The organism is Rhodococcus sp. P-2 (assembly GCF_016598535.1).
In the GTDB taxonomy this organism is placed as follows: Bacteria; Actinomycetota; Actinomycetes; order Mycobacteriales; family Mycobacteriaceae; genus Rhodococcus_F; species Rhodococcus_F baikonurensis.
Map to the genome: position 1 here is coordinate 1,546,247 of NZ_CP066779.1, position 19,210 is coordinate 1,565,456.

Below are 19,210 nucleotides of genomic sequence, written 5' to 3' on the forward strand. Positions count from 1 at the left end.
GGGGAGCCTACAATAACTCATGCCGTTTGTGCAGCCTTCTTCACCGGAAGTGCAATTGCCGGCAGACAGGCGACGACACTGATGACTGCACCCATCACGAACGCCACCGCGAACGAGTCGCCGGAAATGCCGATCGCCAGGACTGCCGTGGTCACCGGCGCACCCACCGCCGATCCCACAGTCCTGATCACGCTGTTCACACCACTGGCTGCCGCCATTTCCGATGGTGGGACGATCGAGGCAACCAACAGGGCACAGACCGCGAATCCCACGCCGTTCCCCAAGCCGACGAGGGAGAAGAACGCGACGATCGCAACCACTGAACTCGGCCAGATCGCGAGTCCGACTGCGCCCGCCGCCATGAGGGCAAGCGCCATGACCGCGGGCACCCGCGGCCCGTATCTCCGCGAGAGAGCCGGCGTCAAGCGGCCACCGAGGAAGACGAGGACAGCGGCGGGCAAGAGTGCCAACCCCGTCTGTACAACGGTGAATCCGCTTCCATACGTGGATGATTCCGGCGCTTGGAGGATCCGTGGCAGGCAAAGGTAGAAGATGTACGGCACGAACCCGAACACCAGGGTGAGTGCACTGGTGATCATCATCGGCTTGTCCCGAAAGACTCGCATGTCGACGATCGGCGCGTCGTGGCGGGAATCCACGGCAATCAATACTGCGAACGAGACGAACGCGATCACCACCAGACCCCAGAATCCTAGCGACAGGACTCCCCAGTCGGAGGCCTTGGTTATCGCCAGGAGCAGGCTCACCAGCCCGAACGCCAGGGCACCGGCACCGGCCCAGTCCGTCGGCATACCCGGCCGGCGATGCGAACCAGGAACCACAGCCACTACCGCAGCCAACGCGAGCACGATCAAGATGCCGGTGATCACGAACAGCCACTGCCAACTGAGATACTCGAGAATGACGCCGCCGATCACCAGTGCACTTCCGGCACCGATCCCCAAAGTCCCAGCGAGCCAACCTATCCCCGAAGACAACTCTGGGCCTGCGACCGTTCTCCGCAGCACTGCCATCGCGAGTGGGAAGCTCGCCATACTCACTCCCTGGACAGCCCGAACGGCAAGCAGCACGCCGATATTCGGGGCGGCCGCCGCGGCGAATGTCGCGAGAGCAAAGATGATCAGGACGATCACCAGGACTCGCTTGTCCCCGAAACGGTCACCCATCGCCCCGACGATCGGAGCCAGCACCGCGGCCGCCAACAGGTACGACGTCAGAATCCAGCCCGTAACCGCCACGGATGTCTCGAAGTGCTCACCCAACACCGGCAACGCCGGCACCAGCATGGTCTGCATGAGCGAGTAGACGAGTACCGCCCCAGCCAGCGCGGCGATCACCCGACTCCCGGATCGCACGGGCGTCTCCACCAAGGTTTCCATCATTACCTTCCTCTGGATCACGATTTGAATCGGAACGGAGCATTCCGTTCCGATTCAGTAAATCACGCATTGCTAGCCTGTGGGGATGGTGAAAGAGAATGCGGGCCTTCCCGGGCGCGCCCGCGAAGCCGCAGACAACGACGTCACCGTCCTGCGCGCGGCACGCGAGATCTTCGCCGAACAGGGTTGGAATGCACCGGTATCGGCAATCGCCGCACGCGCCGGAGTCGGAGTCGGAAGCATCTATCGGCGCTACCGCGGCAAGGAAGACCTGGCACAAGCCCTACGCGTCTGGGCGATCGACCACCTCGCCACTCTTGCCAGAGAGTGCGTGAGCAACGCAGACACCGACGAAGCCGTACTGAAGACGTTCTTCTCGCGATACCTCACCGAATCGGTGGGACCGCTCATTCCCGTCCTCGGCGGCAGATTGCCCGAACACGCCGAAGTAACCCGCGCCGCAGCTGAATTGGAGGCCGCACTGCAGTCGATGGTCGACGCCTGCATCGACACTCGCGAAGTCCCGCCCGACTTCACCTCTGCTGACGTCATGCTCATGACAGTGCATCTGCGGCCGACCCTGCCGATCGAGGGCGATCGAGCCACCGAAATACACACGCGCTACCTCGACTTCATGCTCGACGGACTTCGTGGCGGAAAACCCCGACCGTCGAGCACTCCCCCGTCCTGGAGCGAATGGCTTCAGATGTGGCAGGGCAACTGACCCCGACGACCCCCGAGCGATGGATCAGGTTAGGCTTACCTGGCTTAGTTCTCCATGTTCGGAAGGTTCCATGAAAATCAATCGCCGTCTCACCGGCTTCGCCGTACTACCCGCCGTTGCCGCGCTCCTCCTCACCGGCTGCGGAAGCAGCGACGCACCATCTTCTGCCGCGACCGATTCCGCCGACCAGTCCTGGAGTTATACAACGGGATACGGCAACACGATCACCCTCGATCATACCCCCGAGCGGATCGTCGTCGATGCGTATTCCGCAGCTGCGCTGTGGGACTACGGCATTCGGCCGGTCGGAATCTTCGGTTACGGCGTCAGCAATCCAGACGTCACCGATCACGCCGACGAGTCGACGATGACCGTCGTCGGCCGGGAAGGTGAACTCAGCGCGGAAGCTCTTGCCGCACTGGATCCCGACCTCGTCATCGGGTACGGCAACAGCGACGACCCGACCCGCTGGACATGGTGGGACGAGCCGATGGGCAAGACCGTCAACAATGTTGCACCGTTTGTCGGCGTCAAGTTCTCCGGAGCCTCGACACCGGACGTGTTGAGCGAATACGCCTCACTCGCCGAAGCTCTCGGCGGCAACACCGACACAGCCGCAGCACGCGAGGGCAAGGAAGCATTCGACTCCGGTGCAGAGCGCATCCGGACGGTCGCGGCCAAGGTCGACGACATCGAAGTCCTCGCCCTGAACGGTGACGGGTCCGAGTTGTACGCAGGCACAACAGCGCTCGCTCAGTTCGGGTACCTGAAGGAACTCGGCGTGAAGTTCACCGGCCCGGGAGGCGACAAAGGCTGGGCCGATCTCAGCTGGGAACAGGTCCCGGACTATCCGGCGGACATCGTGTTCCAGTTCGCGAAGTCGGCAGAAGCATTCGCAGCATCACCGGTGTTCGTCAAGCTGCCCGCGGTGACCGCGAACCAGGTGATCGACTTCGACGACAAGCGTCCCAACACCTACGCCAATTACGGCGCCTGGTTCGAGCAGGTTGCTCAGCTACTCGACCAGGCCCGCAACGTCGCCTGACCTACTGCCCAGCGGTGAATCGCCCGGCCGCTTCCTCGAGAACGTCGAGGAAGATGGCCGCGGTGAGCGCGAATCCTTGGTTGTATCGTGCGTCGCTCGTCAACACGTTGCCCGCCTGAACTGCAGGCAACCGCTGCCACGTCGGCTGCGTCTTGATCGCGTCGAGCGCTTCCTGATCGCGCGCCTGGGCGATGATCACATCCGCCGGAGCCAACGTGTCGAGTTGCTCGAACGACAACTCGAACGAGTTCTCTGCATTGTCGTCGTCACGGAAAAGTACGTCCAGGCCGGCATCGATGGCAACACTGATCCGCAGATTCCGCTGATGCACAAGGAATCCGGTCGGCGTCTGAACGCCGAACACGATCTTCTTTCCGCCTAGCTTCTCCTGCAACATCGGTCGCAGTCTCGCGAGCTTGTCGTCGTACTCCGCGATGGAAGCTTCGGCGATCGCCACACGGTCGAGCTGGCTCGCCTGCGCCATCAGCGCACCTCGCCAGTCGACCGGGTGTCCGGCGATCGGCTCGACGTCGTCGCCGACGACCAACAGCGGCGCGATGGAAGACAAGCGCTCGGTGCCGTACCAGTCACTGGTGTAACCGATCGCGGTGATGACGATCAGGTCGGGCTCGAGAGCGAGCAGAGCCTCGAAATTGGTGGAGAAGTCGCCGGCGACGTTGACGAAGCTCGCGTCCTCGATGGTGCGGCCGGGAAACTGGAATCCTGCCTTGGCGTCGGGGAACCAGAAGTTCCCCGAACCGACGATCGGGTAATCCATCATCATGGCGAATTCGAGGTCGACGCGGCCGTCGAGCACCACCACACGCTTCGGGTCGCGCGGAACGTCGCCACTGAACTCGGCCCACGTGTACGGGAGAATGTCACTGGCAGAGTCGGATTCGCTGTCGGAGCTTCCGCAGGCGCTCAGCGCCAGTGCTGCAGCCACACCGGCTGCGCCACCGAAGAATCGACGCCGTGAAATGCGGTCGACGATCTGAGCCCACTCCGATTCGGTGACCTGCGCATCCAGGACGAGTGTCATACCTTTGCTCCTTCGATGTTTCGCTGACGCTCGCGTCCGAGCGGAATGACAAGCGGTGTATGGGAAACCGGATCGTCGATGATGCGGCACGCCATGCCGAACACCTCCTGCACCAGTTCTTCGGTGATGATCTCCGCGGGCGGGCCTTCGGCGACCACGGCGCCGTCCTTCATCGCGATGATGTGAGTTCCGTAGCGGCACGCGTGATTGAGATCGTGAAGCACCGCCACCAGCGTGTGTCCGTCGTTCTCGTTCAGATCGCGGCACAGCTCCAGCAGCTCGATCTGATGCGCGATGTCGAGGAACGTCGTCGGCTCGTCCAGCAGCACCAACGGAGTCTGCTGCGCGAGAACCATAGCGACCCAGACACGTTGGCGCTGACCACCGGACAGTTCGTCGACCGGCCTGGCCGACAGATCCGTGACCTTGGTTGCCTCCATCGCCTTGATGACGGCGGCTTCGTCCTCCCGGGACCACTGACGGATCAGCTTCTGGTGCGGATAACGTCCTCGCGCAACCAGATCGGCGACTTTGATGCCGTCCGGCGCGATCGACGTCTGCGGCAGAAGCCCGAGTCGCCTCGCGACTTCCTTGGCCGGGTACGACGTGATCGCTTTGCCGTCGAGGAGAACTTTGCCGGTAGTCGGCTTGAGCAACCGCGACAACGCACGCAGAAGCGTCGACTTGCCGCAGGCGTTGGGCCCGACGATGACTGTGAAGCCACCGTCGGGGATCTCGACGTCGAGGTGCTCCGAGATGACGCGCTTGTCGTAACCGATCGTGACGTCCTCGGCGCGAAGCCGATTCGTCCTTTCAGCCACGACGGCGGCCGTACTTGTCTCGTTCACGCTGTTCCTCGTTCCTTCACCGATCACTGCTTACGTGCCTCTCGCGCGAGAAGCCATACGAAATAGATGCCACCGATGGAGACGGTGACGACGCCGACCGGCAACTGTGTCGGTGCAAAAGCTCTTTGCGCCACCCAGTCGCTGACCATCAGCAGCGCTCCACCCATCGCCGCCGACGGCAGCAGGGTCACTCCGGCACTACCGGTCAATCGCCTCACCAACTGCGGAGCCGCCAGCGAGACGAATCCGATCGGTCCGGCCGCCGCCGTCACCATGGCCGTCAGTGCGACGCCGAGAACAACCAGGGAAAGACGCGTGGGTTCGGCCCGGACGCCGAGCGCCTTGGCGGCGTCGTCACCCATCTCGAGCATCTGCATCCGCCTGCCCAACACCAGGATCAGCGGAACGAGTATGGCCAGCACGACGACCACCGGCCACACCTGGGTCCAGCCGAGACCGTTCAGCGAACCGGCACCCCACACTGCGGCAGCCATGGCGTCGTCGAGTTTCGCCTTGAGGATCATCCAGGTGTTGACCGAGCCCAACATCGCACTGATGGCGATACCGACGATGATCAACCGGAATCCCTGCACACCACGTTTGTACGCAAGGAGGTAAACCACTGCTGCGGTGGCGATACCGCCTACCAAGGCGCCGACTGCGATCTCGTAGTAAGTGCCACCGATGAGGAGGATGACCACCAGAGCGCCCGTGTACGCACCGGAGTTGAAGCCGATGATGTCCGGGCTACCCAACGGGTTCCTGGTGAGCGACTGGAAGATTGCACCACTCATGCCGAGTGCCGCACCGAGCATCAGCGCCAACAGAACTCGGGGCAGACGCCATTCCACGACGACCATGTGAATACGCGCGGGAGCCTCGCCGAACAGTGCGCCGAGGACGTCCCCGATCGGCACCTGGTAGTCACCACTACCGAGCGCGATGACACCGATCGCCAGTGCAAGCGCAACGAGGACGAGGCAGACCGTGACCGTGCGGACGTCGATCCGCGCGGACCAGCCTTCTTTGGGTGAGCGCACCACCGTGGTGGGGCGCCCGAAATCGATGTTCACAGACCGCTCACCTTGCTTCGACGCACCAGCATGATCAGCACCGGAGCACCGATGAAGGCCGTGACGATACCGACCTGAAGTTCACCCGGGCGCAGCACGATTCGGCCGACGACGTCGGAGAAGAGGAGAAGAATCGGCGAACACACCAATGTGTACGGAAGAATCCATCGCTGATCGGGTCCGACGAACCATCTCGCAACGTGCGGAACCATCAGACCGACGAATCCGATCGGTCCGGCCGCAGCCGTCGCCGCGCCACACAGCAACGTCACCGCGATGACGCCGAGAATACGAGTGCGAGTGATATTGGCGCCGAGCGAACGTGCCAGATCGTCACCCAAAGCCACGGCATTGAGCTGGCGTGCCAACGCGAGCGCCAGGAATAGCCCGATGAGGATGAAGGGTGCAACGGCCAGAACGATTTCCAAGGAACGCCCGCTGAGTGAGCCGGCATTCCACTGGCGCATCTGGTCGAAAGCGGTCGGGTTGAGCAGGGTGATGCCGGAGGAGATGCCGCCGAGCACGGAGCCGATGGCGACACCGGCCAGCGTCAGCCGAATGGGCGTTGCACCGCCCCTGCCGATCGAGCCCAACGTGTAGACGATCGCCGTGGCTATCACCGCGCCGAGGAAAGCGAACCAGATGTAGGACCAGATGCTGGTCAGGCCGACGACCGCGACGGCAACAACCATCGCGAACCCCGCACCGGCATTGACACCGAGAATTCCGGGGTCAGCCAAGGGATTTCGTGTCATCGCCTGGATGAGGCCACCGGCGACACCGAGCGCCATGCCGACTATCAGACCGAGGAGAGTACGCGGTAGCCGCAGGTCACGGATGATCACGTGATCATTGGAATCGTCGTAGTTCACCAGCGCGTCGATCACGGTGCCGAACGGAATGGTCTTCGATCCCACCGCGATGCTCAGGAGGAGCACGGCGGCGAGCACCACCAGGCACACCAGAAGCCCTGCCATGCGACGAGAGTTTGTCGATACCAGCCCGTCCGGTTGCTTCTGCTTTTCTTGCAGCGACTCGTCGATCAGTTCTTCGGTGTGTTTGTCGGAGGCGCTCTTGTCAGCCGGACTGTTGTCGACGGCGCTCTTGTCCAGTCCAACGCTCACAATCCGGCGCTCTCTAGAGTCTTCTCGACCTCGTCGCGGATCTCTTCCTCGTCGCGGTCGGATTCCCAGGCAGCATCGAGTGCAGCGCGGACACTCTCGTCGAGGGCCTCGTATTTCGCATTCCACACCTCGGCCTTGTAGGTCCAGTAGCCGATGACCTTGTACTGCTCACCAGGCAACTTCAGTTCGTGGCGAAGGTACTTGCGGATGTCACGGAGCATCGTGCTTTCGCCTGCCACCCACACGTATCCGAGTTCGGTCGGAAGGTTCATCGCGCGAACAGCATCCGGGAGCTTCGACGGTGCAACACCGTTGCCACTGCCGACCAGCCAGATGAACTCGACGTCGGCGGCCGAGGCGATCTGCTGCTTGTGAGACTCGTCCACCACCTCGACGATCGCCTTGGCCGACATGCCGGCGGGCAACTGTTCGATCAAGCGCCCGAGTGCGGGGAGTCCAGTCGCGTCGGCGACGAACACCTGCCAGCGCGCGTCGGCCGGCGGCTCGTAGAGGCCACGAGACTCGCCGATCGCCAACTTGGCACCGATCTCGGCCGTCTGTGCCCAGTCGCTCGCGATACCACCCTCGTGAACGACGAAGTCGATCGTCATGCGGCTGGTCTCGGAATCGAACCGTCGCACGGTGTACGGCTGGCACGGGGACGGTTCCTCGCCCTCCGGGTATCGCCAACCGCGCGGTGCATCCGGATCTTCCGCCGGCAGAACGAACTTGCCCGTGGCCGGGACCGGGAAGTGGAGACGCAGGTATTCGTCACCGGTACCGGTGGTTTCGAAGGCGGTCAGCTCCTCCCCACCGAACACGATACGAACCATTCCCGGGGTCACGTACTCCTTGTGAAGTACCTCGCCGAACACAAGACTCACAACAATCTCCAACATCGATGGAACATGAACCGGACCCGAACACGAGGATCAATCCGACTTCCGGACATAGTTAACCCGCGCTAAGTAAGGTAGACCTTAATTTATTGCAGTGTTGTCGATGAGTCGATGCCTTCTCCGCTGCAACGGGGCCAACTACTATCGCAATTCGGCCAACGCAATACGTATGGCCTGTTCACGACAAGTATTGGCATCGGTGTGACTTCTGACTACCGCCCACGATCCCTAGCGTGGACCCAGTGCCTTCGACACCACTTCTTTCGGCCGAGACAAACGGCCCCCCAGCCAGGCCGGCGATCACGCCGCGCCAGGTAATTACCCGCGCGATCGCTTCCGAAGGTCGCGGAGCCAAGCTGGCGGCCGCCTCCGTCGGCTTCACCGGCCACCAGGTCGCGGAAGCATTGGTTCCGGTGGTGATCGGTGCGGTCATCGACCGAGCTGTGGCGACCAGCGATGCCGCAGCACTCGGAAAGTGGATCCTCGTTCTCGGAATTCTCTTCACCGGCTTGTTGCTCAGTTGGCGATTCGCGGCGCGTATCTCCGATTCCGTCACCGAGCACGGAGCACACCGCCTACGGATGGACATCGCGCGCCGAGGCCTCGATCCGCATGGCATGTCGCCTCGGCGCATGCCGGGCGAGGTCTACTCGATTGCGACATCCGACGCGGGTTCGGTGGCCGGATTCACGCACACGCTGAGCACCAAACTCGCCGCGGCTTGCGGGGTGCTGACCGCGGCGATCTCGCTGCTGGTGATCTCGGTACCGCTCGGCCTGCTCGTCATCCTCGGCACTCCCCCGGTGTTGGCTCTCATGCAGGTGGTCAGTCGACCGCTCGAACGCCGAGCCGAAACCGATCAATGGCAGGGCGCCAAGGCCGGCGCGCTCGCCGCTGATCTGCTCTCCGGACTCCGAATCCTGTCCGGTATCGGCGCCGGAGACGCTGCAGCGCAGCGATATCGGGGGGCGAGCCGAACTTCGCTGGAAGCAACCCTTCGCGCACAGCGATACCAAGCGATGTACTCCGCCGCCAACGTTGCAATCGCCGGCGCTTTCCTCGCCGTCATCGCGTACGTGGGTGGGCGGATGGCAGCGTCCGGGAGCATCTCGGTCGGTGAATTCGTTGCCGTGGTGGGTCTGGCACAGTTCCTTCGCGGTCCGCTGATCGACATCATCTACTTCGGCGCCGGCCTGGCCCGGGCGCGCGCCTCCGCCAACCGCGTCGCATCGCTTCTGGCGACCGGCGAGGCTGTCACTCCCGCGAGTGATCCTGCACCCCTGAACCACGCAGAGTTCCTGACGCTGCGCGACGTCGTGCTGGCCGGAGCTTCACCGGTCGATCTGGACGTCAAACGCGGCGAGATCATCGGCATCGTCACCGAGAATGCCGCCTGGGCGGATGCGTTGGTCGACGCACTGGCTCGTCGAATCGAGCCTTCGAGCGGAACGATTCATCTCGGCGACAACGCCATTCACGAACTGCACATCGACGAACTCCGGGCTCATGTTCTGGCAGCACCGCACGACGCCGCACTGTTCATCGGCACCGTGGGCGACAACATCGAGGCACTCGCACCGATCGGCAGTCGCAGCGACGAGGCTGTCGCCGCTGCTGCCGCAGATCAGGTGATCTCGGCACTGCCGCTCGGCCTCGCCACCCGAGTCACGGAGCAGGGAAATTCGCTCTCGGGCGGTCAGCGCCAGCGCATCGCATTGGCGAGAGCACTCGCGAGCGAAGCACCGGTGCTGGTTCTGCACGACCCCACCACCGCCGTCGACTCCGTCACCGAAGCGCGCATCGCACGCGGGATCGCCGAGGTACGCGGTGCTCACGCGACTCTTCTTCTGACCAGCAGCCCCGTGCTGCTCGATATCTGCGATCGGGTGATCGAGCTGTGAACGAACTACTCCCCACCGCGACACCGAAACAGGCACGCCGCGCGGCACTTCGGTTGATGGGTCCGCACCGGATATCGGCCATCGCCGCCGTGGTCACTCTGACTGCCGCGACCGCGATCGGTCTACTCACGCCACTTGTCCTCGGCGCCATGGTCGACGCCGTGACAGACGGAGACGGCGACACTGCCTCGCGCATCGGCACGCTGACTCTCGCGTTGGTCGCCATCGCGGTTGCCTCCTCCCTTCTCGTCGGAGTGAGCAACTACCTGCTCGCCGGTGTCGGTGAACGTGTAGTCGCCGACCTGCGCGAAGAAGTAGTCGTCCGGGTTCTCGACCTGCCACAGAGCGACGTCGAGCGAGCCGGGCGCGGAGACCTGGTCTCCCGGATCACCGGAGACGTCCGGTTGGTGACCCGCGCTGTATCCGAAGCGCTTCCGGTTTTTGCCACCGCAGCACTGACCATCGTGTTGACCCTGATCGGATTGGGCAGCCTCGATTGGCGATTCGCCGTCGCCGCGGTGATCGCAGCTCCCATCCAGATCCAGGCGCTGCGCTGGTATCTCTCGAGGTCTGCCCCGGTCTACCGCGAGGAGCGGGAGGCGGAAGGTGCACGTGCGCAACAGCTCCTTGACTCGCTGAGCAACTCCGACACCGTCGGATCGCTCCGTCTGGCCCAGCCCCATCTGGAACAGATCGAATCTCGATCGATGACGGCCGTCCGGCTGAGCTTGTTGACCACTCGTTTGCGCACGAGGTTCTTCGGTCGACTCAACATCGCCGAGTTCATCGGTCTGTCCGCCGTGCTGATCACCGGCTTCTGGCTGGTGAAGGACGGTCAGATCAGCATCGGTGCCGCTACCGCCGCAGCACTGTTCTTCCACCGTCTCTTCGATCCGGTGGGTGCAGTTCTCAGCGTGTTCGACGAATTGCAGGAAGGCACAATCGCGTTGGCTCGGCTGGTCGGAGTCACGCTTGCGCCCGTGCCACCCGCACCGACCGATCCACGTGAACCTGTCGACAGCTCGGCATCGTTGGAACGCGTCACGTTCTCGTACCGACGCGGCGACGCCCCCGTTCTGCGAGACATCGACATCACCATTCCGGCAGGGACCGTCACCGCACTGGTGGGCGCAACCGGAGCCGGAAAATCGACGGTGGCCAAACTGATCGCGGGAACCTATGAACCGACCGAAGGCGTCGTGAAGATCGGGGACATCCCCCGGAACGAATTGCCGCGGTCGACTTCTCGAAGCGCGGTCGCTCTCGTGACGCAGGAGGTCCACGTCTTTGCCGGTACGTTGGCCGAGGATCTACGGCTGGCCGACCCTTCCGCAACCGACAACGACATCACTGCGGCGCTCGAAACCGTCGGCGCCTCCGATTGGTTGCGGGCCCTCCCGGACGGACTCGAAACCGTGGTCGGAGACGGTGGACACCGGCTGACCGCAACACAGGCACAACAACTTGCGTTGGCAAGAATCGAATTACTGGATCCGCCGCTGCTGATTCTCGACGAGGCGACCGCCGAAGCGGGCAGCGCCGGAGCCAAGGTCCTCGATGACGCCGCGCTCGCCCTGACCCGGGGTCGCACTGCTGTCACAGTGGCACACCGACTCTCGCAGGCCGTCGACGCCGACCAGATCCTCGTCATGAACGACGGCCGCGTGGTCGAGCACGGCTCTCACGACGAGTTGGTCAACCTCGGGGGTCGGTATGCGGAGCTGTGGGAAGCGTGGTCCGCGCCGCGGCGTTGAGCGCGACGGTTGCACCGGGCACTTCCGGCCGGTGCAACCCAACTCACGCGTGCAGAAGGTACGGCACCGATTCGGGAGCCACACTCCCCTTGTTCATCATGCTGCCGGGTGTACGGCCGGTGACTCGGCGGAACACGGCGACAAAAGCACTCGGGGTTTCGTACCCGACTCGCCTACTGACCACCGAAACCGGCACTCCAGCAGCTAAATACGTCAGCGCCGCGCGGACACGAACCTGAATTCGCCACTGCGCAAACGTCATTCCCGTACCCTGCGCGAACACGCGCGTCAAGGTCCGGACACTACCGCCAGCCGTCAGCGCCCATTCCGACAGCGAGCGCTGGTCTGCCGGATTGGCGACCAACGCTTCGGCGACGAAGAGTGCTCGCGGATCGGTCGGCATCGGCACCTCCACGGCAGCAACCTCGAGCGGCTGCAGCATGTCGAAGGCCACTCGCTCCGCGCGACTACGGGCCTCGTCGGGCATGTTCCGTCGATGCATGTGCAGGAGTACCTCACGTAGGAGAGCACTGACTCCGAACAAACCGGGAACACCCGAGGGCGCGGCGTGCGCCTCAGGCCGGAAGTAGGTGCAGAAGAACTCGGTACCAGGGCCGGCCTTCACGGCATGTAACGCACCGGCAGGCAACCACAGTCCTGCCGACGGCGGCACCTCCCACGTGATGCCGTCAGCCACAACCGTGAGCATTCCGCCGGAGTTTCCCCAGATCAGCTCGTGCTCTGGATGACGATGCGGGGCCCACTGCCGCTGGTGAGAGAGCTTCAGAGTCACCGTTGTCATCGAGTAGGGGTGATCGATGGAACGCGGCCCCACGGGCACCGAAATTCTCTCTGCCACAGCTGTCATGATGACGAGTATAGGACTTTCGTTAGGCATACCTAAATAGGAACCCGAAAAATGTTGACTGTGACCCGCGAGTTACAGATACTGCGGGCACCGATATCGTGACGTCAACTCCCGGCTACGGGTCGGCAACGAGAGGTACATGATGGTTGACGCATCACGAATCCCGGTCATCGTCGGCGTCGGTGATCTGCGCTGGAACCCAGCCGACGGGCACCGCGAACCTCTCGATCTGATTCACGACGCCACCGTCGCCGCCTTGAACGACAGTGGACACGCCGAACTGGGAACCCAGATCGATTCCGTGTTCGCAATCAAGACCGTCAGCTGGTCGTACGACGACCTCCCCGGGCTGCTTGCCTCACGATTAGGTGCGACCCCCACGGTCACGTCTACCTCTCCGATCGGTGGCCACTGGCCCGCGGCGCTCCTCGATCGGATCGGCGCGTCCATCGCCCGCGGTGAATCCTCGGCTGCTCTGCTTGTGGGTGGCGAATCGCATGCCAGCAGCACTGCGCTACGAAAGTCGGGAGTCACCCCTGACTCGATCGGGTGGACGGCAGCACCGGGTGGGCCTCCCGGATTCGATCCGGCCGACCTGGGAAGCCCTGAAATGCAGCGCGCTGGTTTCATCGTGCCGACGCGCGTCTACCCGCTCTTCGAGAACTGTTTCAGTGCTGCCGAGGGCAACGGCGCCCGCGAATCGCTCGACTGGTCCGCGCGGATGTATGCCGCATTCTCGGAACTGGCGTCGAAGAATCCTGCCTCCTGGACGTCGGAGATCCGATCGGCAGAAGAGATCGGCACCGTCGGTCCGGGCAATCGGATGGTCTCCGAACCGTACCCACTGATGCTCAACGCCATGCCCTTCGTCAATCAGGCTGCGGCCGTTGTCGTCTGTTCGTTGTCGATGGCCCTCGAACTCGGCATGGACGAGAGCAAGCTCGTCTACCTCTGGGGCGGCGCAGGTGCCAGCGATCCGTTGGACATCCTCAGCCGCAACAGCTTCGACAGTTCAGCTGCAATGCATGACGCCGTCCATCGCACACTCGACGGTGCCGGAGTCGGCGCCGACGCACTCGACATCGTCGATGCCTACAGCTGCTTCCCGATCGTGCCCAAGCTGTTGATCCGAGAACTCGGACTTCCCGATACCGCGATCCCGAGCGTCACCGGCGGTCACTCGTTCTTCGGCGGACCACTGAACAGCTACACGCTACATTCCGTCGCCGAGGTCACCCGGCGAATTCGCGACGGCGCGAACCTCGCTCTCGTCCACGGCAACGGTGGATTCCTCACCTACCAGCACTGCGTTCTGATGTCGGCCGCCGCTCATGCCGACGGGTACGTCGGCGATCCCGACGCACGAGCTTTGACCGCGGAGGCTCCGGAACTGATCACTGACTACGAGGGCACTGCAGAAATCGTCACGGCCTCAGTCGAATACGGTCGCACCGGGGAGCCTGAGATCGGATTCGTGATCGCGACAACGCCGGACGGCCGGCGCGTCGCTGGGCATACCGGTCCCGAGAATGCCGCCGAACTGACCCAGCTTCGCGGCGACAACCCTCCGGCCATCGGGCGGACCGTTCATATCAGCGACGAGAACGGGCGACTCACGCTTACGTTCTGACGGCAGACAGCCGTGAGCACCGGGGCATGATTGCGCCCCGGTGCTCATGTCTTCGGTTGTCGCGGTTCACGCCGCGGTAGGTGGACTGTTCCCGCCGATCGGCTGCTGATACGGGTCGATCGACATCGGCGGATAGAACACCGACTTCCGATCGGGGCCGATTTCCACTCTCCACTGCGTGTGGTGCAGCGTCCGGTGATGGTGGCCGCACCACAAGATCAGATTATCGAGATCTGTTGGGCCACCATCGTTCCAATGAACGATATGGTGAGCATCGCACCACCCCGACGGAGTCGCACACCCCGGAAACGCGCACCCACCATCCCGGACGGCCAATGCTCGCCTTTGCGGCACCGTCGCAGTTCTCGCTTCCTTACCGCAGTCGAGCGGAACACCATTCTCGTCCAACAAAATCCGCGTGACCGTGCAGTCGCACGCCAGCATCCGGGCGGTGTCGATACTGATCGGGCCCACCCAATCCGTCCACGCGAACCCCAGTTCCTGAGTCGACGGCAGGAGGTCTTTCAAAGCTTGCAGATCTGTCATGTCTTTCGCACTGGCCGTGACCGTGATGTGCGGTTTCACCCCACCTTCGATCGGACCCAACCCCGCCCGCTCGTACCGCCGCAACAACTCACAAAACCCATCCGCACGCCGTAATGCCGGAGTGCGGGTGTCTTTGACGCCGTCCTTCTCCGGTGTCGGAGCGGACAGGCTCGACAACAAGGTGATCAGACGGGCCCCGTTCACCGCATCCAAGTCACCCTTGACCGTCACCCGCCCGTAAAGGCCTTTCGAGGCGTAGAACTCGTTACGCTCAGAGTCTTCGCCGACCGGGACCCCGTCCTCACGCTTTCCGTACTGCTTCTCGATTCGGCGGATCGCCGCCCGCACCGCATCACAATCCGCGATGTTCTTCGACGCCAGGCCGAGCAGGATCCCGCGCGCCTTGTCCACATCGGCCGGGGTCATGTTCTTCGGCGGATGCTGACAAAACGACGCCACCTGCCGCGCCTTCAACGCATCCACATCACCGCGATGAAACGCATCGCCCACCACCGGTTCGAGCATCAGCAACCGCGCCAGGCCCACCAGCAGACTGCACTCACCGATCTCCAGATTCGTCGACCCGTGCAACCACTGCGCGATCGCCCGAAAACCCTTCCCACCGAGAACCTCCCGGGAAAACATCTCCACGATCAGCAACACCATCCGCGACTGCAACTCGTGCCGGACACGCACCAGATCGAGAACCTCACCTTTGAGGTCCTCACCATCCAGCTGCCACGCATCCCGGCTGTCCATACCGAAATCTTAATCGAACATACTTTCGATAACCAGAGACAAAGCGGACAACTTCGAGAGCACGGAGACTCGAGACCTGTTGAAGTACATCACCATTCACCTAGTCGTCCAATATCACGCGATAGAAGACATACCCCGCGAAACGTACAATCGCGACAACGCACAGCACGAGCAGGATGTCGAAAAAGACGACCATGCTTCACCCCCGATGAGTTCGACCCAGTTCAACAACTTCTCCACGTGGAGAAGAACGTATCACGGTATCTTCTCTGCGTGGAGAAATCGACGCGAGAAGCACTTCTGGACGCCGGGCTTGACCTGCTGGGCCGGGTGGGGTTTCGAGCATGGTCGATGAGAGGTGTCGAAGACGAGGCAGGCATGCCACACGGCAGCGCGCGGCACTACTTCGCGAACCAACGCGGACTGATCTCCGAAGTGGTGCAACACCTTTTGGACGGCGATCTCCCTCGACCGGGCGAGACGCCGAAGCAACAGGTAGCCCGATGGCTGGGCCCCGAATCCAGCCGCACCCGGGCACGTTACGAACTGGTCGTCGCGTCATTCCACGATCCCGACCTCGCAGTGGAACTGGTGCGTGGTCGGGATCGGTTTGTCGACATCTTGGTCGAACGCGGCATGACCTCGTCCAATGCAACGGAGTTGGTCGCGGCGCTGGACGGCCTCGTTCTGGACGCACTGCTGCGCAGGCAAGAACCGGAGACCGTGGACCCAGAGCGAATCTTCGAGAAGTTCGGGACGAAGCTCCCCTAGCCGTCCAGCTCCGCGAACAGCTCCATCCACTGCTCTTCGGCGGCTTCCTTGTCAGCGATGACCTGCTTGAGTTCGGCGCCGAGCTTCTGCAGCTTGTCCGGGTCGGTGGCCGCGTCGGCGAGGGAAGCGTGCAGCTTCTTCTCACGGTCGTCGAACTTCGCGATCGACCGCTCGAGCTTCGAAAGCTCCTTGCGTGCAGCGCGATCCGCAGCGCCGTCGCGAACCTGCTTGCTCTTCGACGCACCGCTCGCGGTCGAAGCCACAGACGGATTGTCACCATCCCCCATCGCAGCACGTCGACGCAGGTAGTCCTCGATACCGCCGGGCAGGTTGGTGAGCTTGCGATCACCGAAGAGAGCCCAGGTGGTGTCACAGATGCGCTCGATCAGGTACCGGTCGTGCGAGATGACAACCATGGTGCCCGCCCAACCGTCGAGCAGATCCTCGAGTTGCTGCAACGTGTCGATGTCGAGATCGTTGGTCGGCTCGTCGAGAAGCAGGACGTTGGGCTCGGCCATGAGGACACGCGTCAGCTGCAGGCGTCGTCGCTCACCACCGGAGAGATCTCCGACTGGCGTGCGCTGGCGGGCGGGCGTGAAGCCCAAGCGCTCGGCCAGCTGACCGGCCGATACTTCCTTGTCACCCAACGTGATTCGCTCGGCTACATCCTTGACTGCGTCGAGTACGCGCATGTCGGTCGGCAGATCGTCGAGTTCCTGCTTGAGCCAACCGATGTGGACTGTCTGCCCCTGAATGCGCTTGCCTGCTGCCGGCTCGAGTTCGCCGGCCAGGGTCCGCAGCAGCGTTGTCTTACCCGAGCCGTTGACGCCGACCAGGCCGACACGCTCGCCCGGAGCAAGACGCCAGGTCAGATCCTCGACGAGTACGCGGCCGTCGGGGGTCTCCAGACGCGCGTCTTCGAGTTCGATGACAACCTTGCCGAGTCGACGCTGGGCGAACGACGCAAGTGCCACCGCGTCACGAGGCGCCGGAACGTCGGCGATCAGGGCTTCCGCGGCTTCGATGCGGTACTTCGGCTTGGACGTACGGGCGGGAGCACCACGGCGCAGCCAAGCGAGCTCCTTGCGCGCAAGATTGCGTCGACGCTCTTCGGAGGCGTCGGCCTGACGCGAGCGCTCGGCGCGGGCGAACACCCAGTCGTTGTAGCCACCCTCGTAGCTTTCGACGCCGCCACCGACAACCTCCCAGGTGCGGGTGGCGACGGTATCGAGGAACCAGCGATCGTGGGTCACGACGACAAGCGCGCTGCGACGTGAAACGAGGTGCTCGGCCAACCACTGAACACCTTCGACGTCGAGGTGGTTGGTGGGCTCGTCGAGCACCAGCAGATCGAGGTCCTGAACGAGAGCCGCGGCCAATGCGACGCGGCGGCGCTCACCGCCGGACAGTCCGTCGACCTTGGCGTCCAATGCGGACCGCTCGCCGCCGGCGCCCAGGTTGTCGATACCGATTCCGGAGAGCACCGAACGGATGCGCGCATCACCGGCCCACTCGTGCTGAGCTACCCCGAGCGGCCCCAGGACCACTTCACCGACCGTGGAGCCAGGAGGCAGTACTCCGCGCTGGGTCACGACGGCCATGCGCAATCCGCCTACGCGGCTGACGCGTCCCGAATCCGGCTGCTCCACACCCGCGAGGACTTCGAGCATCGTCGTCTTGCCGCCGCCGTTGAGGCCGACCACGCCGATGCGCTCGCCTTCCTCGACGCCCAGAGAGACTCCGTCGAGCAACGGCTTGACGCCGAACGACTTCGACACGTTTTCCAGATTGATCAGATTCGCCATCAGTGCTGTCCCTTTGCCGCATTGTCGAGTATTCGTGCTCCGGGAACGGGTCCGCTCGCCACGCGAACGGTGCGGCACACCCCCGCTCCCGCAAGTTCTGCGCTCACTTCCACCGCAGACTGTGCGTCCGCGCAGAGGAACGCGCATGTCGGTCCGGAGCCGGAGACGATCCCGGCCAAAGCTCCGGCCTCGACGCCCGCTCGCAGCGTCCGTCGTAGATCCGGGTTGAGTGAGAGCGCTGCCGCCTGCAGGTCGTTGCCGAGGAGCGGGGCGAGCAGATGAGCATCACCGGTGGTGAGCGCCTGAATCAAGGCGTCGGCGCTCCCCAACCGTTTCGGAGAACCTTCGGCCCGCAGCTTGTCCAGTTCTCGAAACACGACGGGCGTACTCAAGCCGCCCTTGGCCAGCGCCAATACCCAGTGAAAGGTATGGCGAGTCAAGACGGGGACAAGTTGTTCGCCGCGGCCGGTTCCGAGCGCGGTGCCACCGTGCAGGGAGAACGGAACGTCGCTCCCGAGCCGTGCCGCGAAGGCATCGAGATCAGGTCGCGAGAAGTCGAGCTTCCACAAAGAGTTGAGCGCAACCAACGCGGCGGCTGCGTCGGCGCTCCCGCCGGCCATTCCGCCCGCGACGGGAATGCCTTTCTCGATGACGATCTCAACGTTCGGGGCCACTCCACCCTCGACGGCGAGCATCTCAGCGGCACGCCAGACGAGATTGGTGCGATCGGTAGGCACAGCCGCGGCGTCGTCGCCGATCACCCGCACGGTCAGGGTGTCGGCAGGCGCCACCGTGACCGTGTCTGCCAGCGACAATGCCTGAAACACCGTCGTCAGTTCGTGATAACCGTCGTCGCGCAGGTCCCCGACGGCAAGGTGGAGATTCACCTTGGACGGGGCCCGGACAACTACGGGGCGGGGAACGACGGAGAGCACAAGGAACAACAATAGGCGCTGCGAACACCTGGGCGAAAACCTGCGACCGGGGCGCCGTCCGCCGCGCCCCGTCCGACAGCCGACAC

General features: G+C 63.5%; 16 protein-coding genes. 6 read left to right on the top strand and 10 right to left on the bottom strand.

Features of this window, described 5'->3' with window-relative positions:
• Nucleotides 1–17: 17 nt before the first annotated feature.
• Entirely contained in the window at nucleotides 18–1,403 is a 1,386-nt protein-coding gene (locus tag I7X09_RS07250; RefSeq protein WP_234036831.1) for an MFS transporter, read from the bottom strand.
• An 82-nt stretch (nucleotides 1,404–1,485) separates the two neighbouring features.
• Between I7X09_RS07250 and I7X09_RS07255 the strand changes: the two genes are divergently transcribed.
• The gene (locus I7X09_RS07255; protein ID WP_124567132.1) at nucleotides 1,486–2,124 is read left to right on the top strand and encodes a TetR/AcrR family transcriptional regulator; all 639 of its coding nucleotides are present in this window, start codon (nucleotides 1,486–1,488) and stop codon (nucleotides 2,122–2,124) included.
• A 70-nt stretch (nucleotides 2,125–2,194) separates the two neighbouring features.
• Entirely contained in the window at nucleotides 2,195–3,169 is a 975-nt protein-coding gene (locus I7X09_RS07260) for an ABC transporter substrate-binding protein (protein ID WP_200316236.1), read from the top strand.
• Nucleotide 3,170: 1 nt separating this feature from the next.
• On the opposite strand, the gene I7X09_RS07265 is transcribed toward I7X09_RS07260, so the two are convergent.
• From I7X09_RS07265 to I7X09_RS07285, 5 genes are read right to left on the bottom strand one after another with little or no spacing between them, the layout of a single operon-like run.
• Entirely contained in the window at nucleotides 3,171–4,211 is a 1,041-nt protein-coding gene (locus tag I7X09_RS07265; protein ID WP_200316237.1) for an ABC transporter substrate-binding protein, read from the bottom strand.
• On the bottom strand, nucleotides 4,208–5,059 hold the full coding sequence (locus tag I7X09_RS07270; RefSeq protein WP_234036832.1) for an ABC transporter ATP-binding protein: 852 nt from the start codon (nucleotides 5,057–5,059) through the stop codon (nucleotides 4,208–4,210). The genes I7X09_RS07265 and I7X09_RS07270 overlap by 4 nt, the downstream gene beginning before the upstream one ends.
• 23 nt (nucleotides 5,060–5,082) lie before the next feature.
• A complete protein-coding gene (gene fepG, locus I7X09_RS07275) occupies nucleotides 5,083–6,132 on the bottom strand; it encodes an iron-enterobactin ABC transporter permease (RefSeq protein WP_200316238.1) in 1,050 nt (349 codons plus the stop codon).
• Entirely contained in the window at nucleotides 6,129–7,256 is a 1,128-nt protein-coding gene (locus I7X09_RS07280; RefSeq protein WP_200316239.1) for a Fe(3+)-siderophore ABC transporter permease, read from the bottom strand. Before I7X09_RS07280 ends, fepG begins: the two co-directional genes overlap by 4 nt.
• Nucleotides 7,253–8,140, bottom strand: a complete 888-nt coding sequence (locus I7X09_RS07285; RefSeq protein ID WP_234036833.1) for a siderophore-interacting protein — start codon at nucleotides 8,138–8,140, stop codon at nucleotides 7,253–7,255. The genes I7X09_RS07280 and I7X09_RS07285 overlap by 4 nt, the downstream gene beginning before the upstream one ends.
• Nucleotides 8,141–8,397: 257 nt before the next feature.
• Between I7X09_RS07285 and I7X09_RS07290 the strand changes: the two genes are divergently transcribed.
• A complete protein-coding gene (locus tag I7X09_RS07290; RefSeq protein ID WP_234036834.1) occupies nucleotides 8,398–10,056 on the top strand; it encodes an ABC transporter ATP-binding protein in 1,659 nt (552 codons plus the stop codon).
• Complete coding sequence (locus tag I7X09_RS07295; protein ID WP_200316241.1) at nucleotides 10,053–11,810, top strand: ABC transporter ATP-binding protein; 1,758 nt, start codon at nucleotides 10,053–10,055, stop codon at nucleotides 11,808–11,810. Before I7X09_RS07290 ends, I7X09_RS07295 begins: the two co-directional genes overlap by 4 nt.
• Nucleotides 11,811–11,853: 43 nt before the next feature.
• On the opposite strand, the gene I7X09_RS07300 is transcribed toward I7X09_RS07295, so the two are convergent.
• Nucleotides 11,854–12,678 (bottom strand): helix-turn-helix domain-containing protein, encoded by an 825-nt coding sequence (locus tag I7X09_RS07300; RefSeq protein WP_003946247.1) that lies wholly within the window; start codon nucleotides 12,676–12,678, stop codon nucleotides 11,854–11,856.
• Between the two features lie 139 nt (nucleotides 12,679–12,817).
• Here I7X09_RS07300 and I7X09_RS07305 point away from each other — a divergent pair, with 139 nt between their 5' ends.
• Complete coding sequence (locus I7X09_RS07305) at nucleotides 12,818–14,308, top strand: acetyl-CoA acetyltransferase (protein ID WP_200316242.1); 1,491 nt, start codon at nucleotides 12,818–12,820, stop codon at nucleotides 14,306–14,308.
• 66 nt (nucleotides 14,309–14,374) lie between these two features.
• Here the strand turns inward: I7X09_RS07305 and I7X09_RS07310 are convergent, their stop codons facing one another.
• Nucleotides 14,375–15,613, bottom strand: a complete 1,239-nt coding sequence (locus tag I7X09_RS07310; RefSeq protein WP_200316243.1) for an HNH endonuclease signature motif containing protein — start codon at nucleotides 15,611–15,613, stop codon at nucleotides 14,375–14,377.
• 273 nt (nucleotides 15,614–15,886) lie between these two features.
• Between I7X09_RS07310 and I7X09_RS07315 the strand changes: the two genes are divergently transcribed.
• The gene (locus I7X09_RS07315) at nucleotides 15,887–16,384 is read left to right on the top strand and encodes a TetR/AcrR family transcriptional regulator (protein ID WP_200316244.1); all 498 of its coding nucleotides are present in this window, start codon (nucleotides 15,887–15,889) and stop codon (nucleotides 16,382–16,384) included.
• Here I7X09_RS07315 and I7X09_RS07320 read toward each other — a convergent pair.
• Both I7X09_RS07320 and I7X09_RS07325 read right to left on the bottom strand, forming a co-directional pair.
• Nucleotides 16,381–18,189 carry an ABC-F family ATP-binding cassette domain-containing protein gene (locus I7X09_RS07320; protein ID WP_003946255.1) on the bottom strand — a complete coding sequence of 603 codons (1,809 nt, stop codon included), beginning with the start codon at nucleotides 18,187–18,189 and terminating at the stop codon, nucleotides 16,381–16,383. The two genes, I7X09_RS07315 and I7X09_RS07320, sit on opposite strands and share 4 nt — an antisense overlap.
• A complete protein-coding gene (locus I7X09_RS07325; protein WP_095971028.1) occupies nucleotides 18,189–19,124 on the bottom strand; it encodes a 4-(cytidine 5'-diphospho)-2-C-methyl-D-erythritol kinase in 936 nt (311 codons plus the stop codon). Before I7X09_RS07325 ends, I7X09_RS07320 begins: the two co-directional genes overlap by 1 nt.
• Nucleotides 19,125–19,210 lie beyond the last annotated feature (86 nt).

Bases quoted from the DNA above. Each gene is read 5' to 3' on its own strand.
- I7X09_RS07250 (WP_234036831.1), bottom strand. From the start codon at position 1,403: ATGATGGAAACCTTGGTGGAGACGCCCGTGCGATCCGGGAGTCGGGTG.
- I7X09_RS07255 (WP_124567132.1), top strand. From the start codon at position 1,486: ATGGTGAAAGAGAATGCGGGCCTTCCCGGGCGCGCCCGCGAAGCCGCA.
- I7X09_RS07260 (WP_200316236.1), top strand. From the start codon at position 2,195: ATGAAAATCAATCGCCGTCTCACCGGCTTCGCCGTACTACCCGCCGTT.
- I7X09_RS07265 (WP_200316237.1), bottom strand. From the start codon at position 4,211: ATGACACTCGTCCTGGATGCGCAGGTCACCGAATCGGAGTGGGCTCAG.
- I7X09_RS07300 (WP_003946247.1), bottom strand. From the start codon at position 12,678: ATGACAGCTGTGGCAGAGAGAATTTCGGTGCCCGTGGGGCCGCGTTCC.
- I7X09_RS07305 (WP_200316242.1), top strand. From the start codon at position 12,818: ATGATGGTTGACGCATCACGAATCCCGGTCATCGTCGGCGTCGGTGAT.
- I7X09_RS07310 (WP_200316243.1), bottom strand. From the start codon at position 15,613: ATGGACAGCCGGGATGCGTGGCAGCTGGATGGTGAGGACCTCAAAGGT.
- I7X09_RS07320 (WP_003946255.1), bottom strand. From the start codon at position 18,189: ATGGCGAATCTGATCAATCTGGAAAACGTGTCGAAGTCGTTCGGCGTC.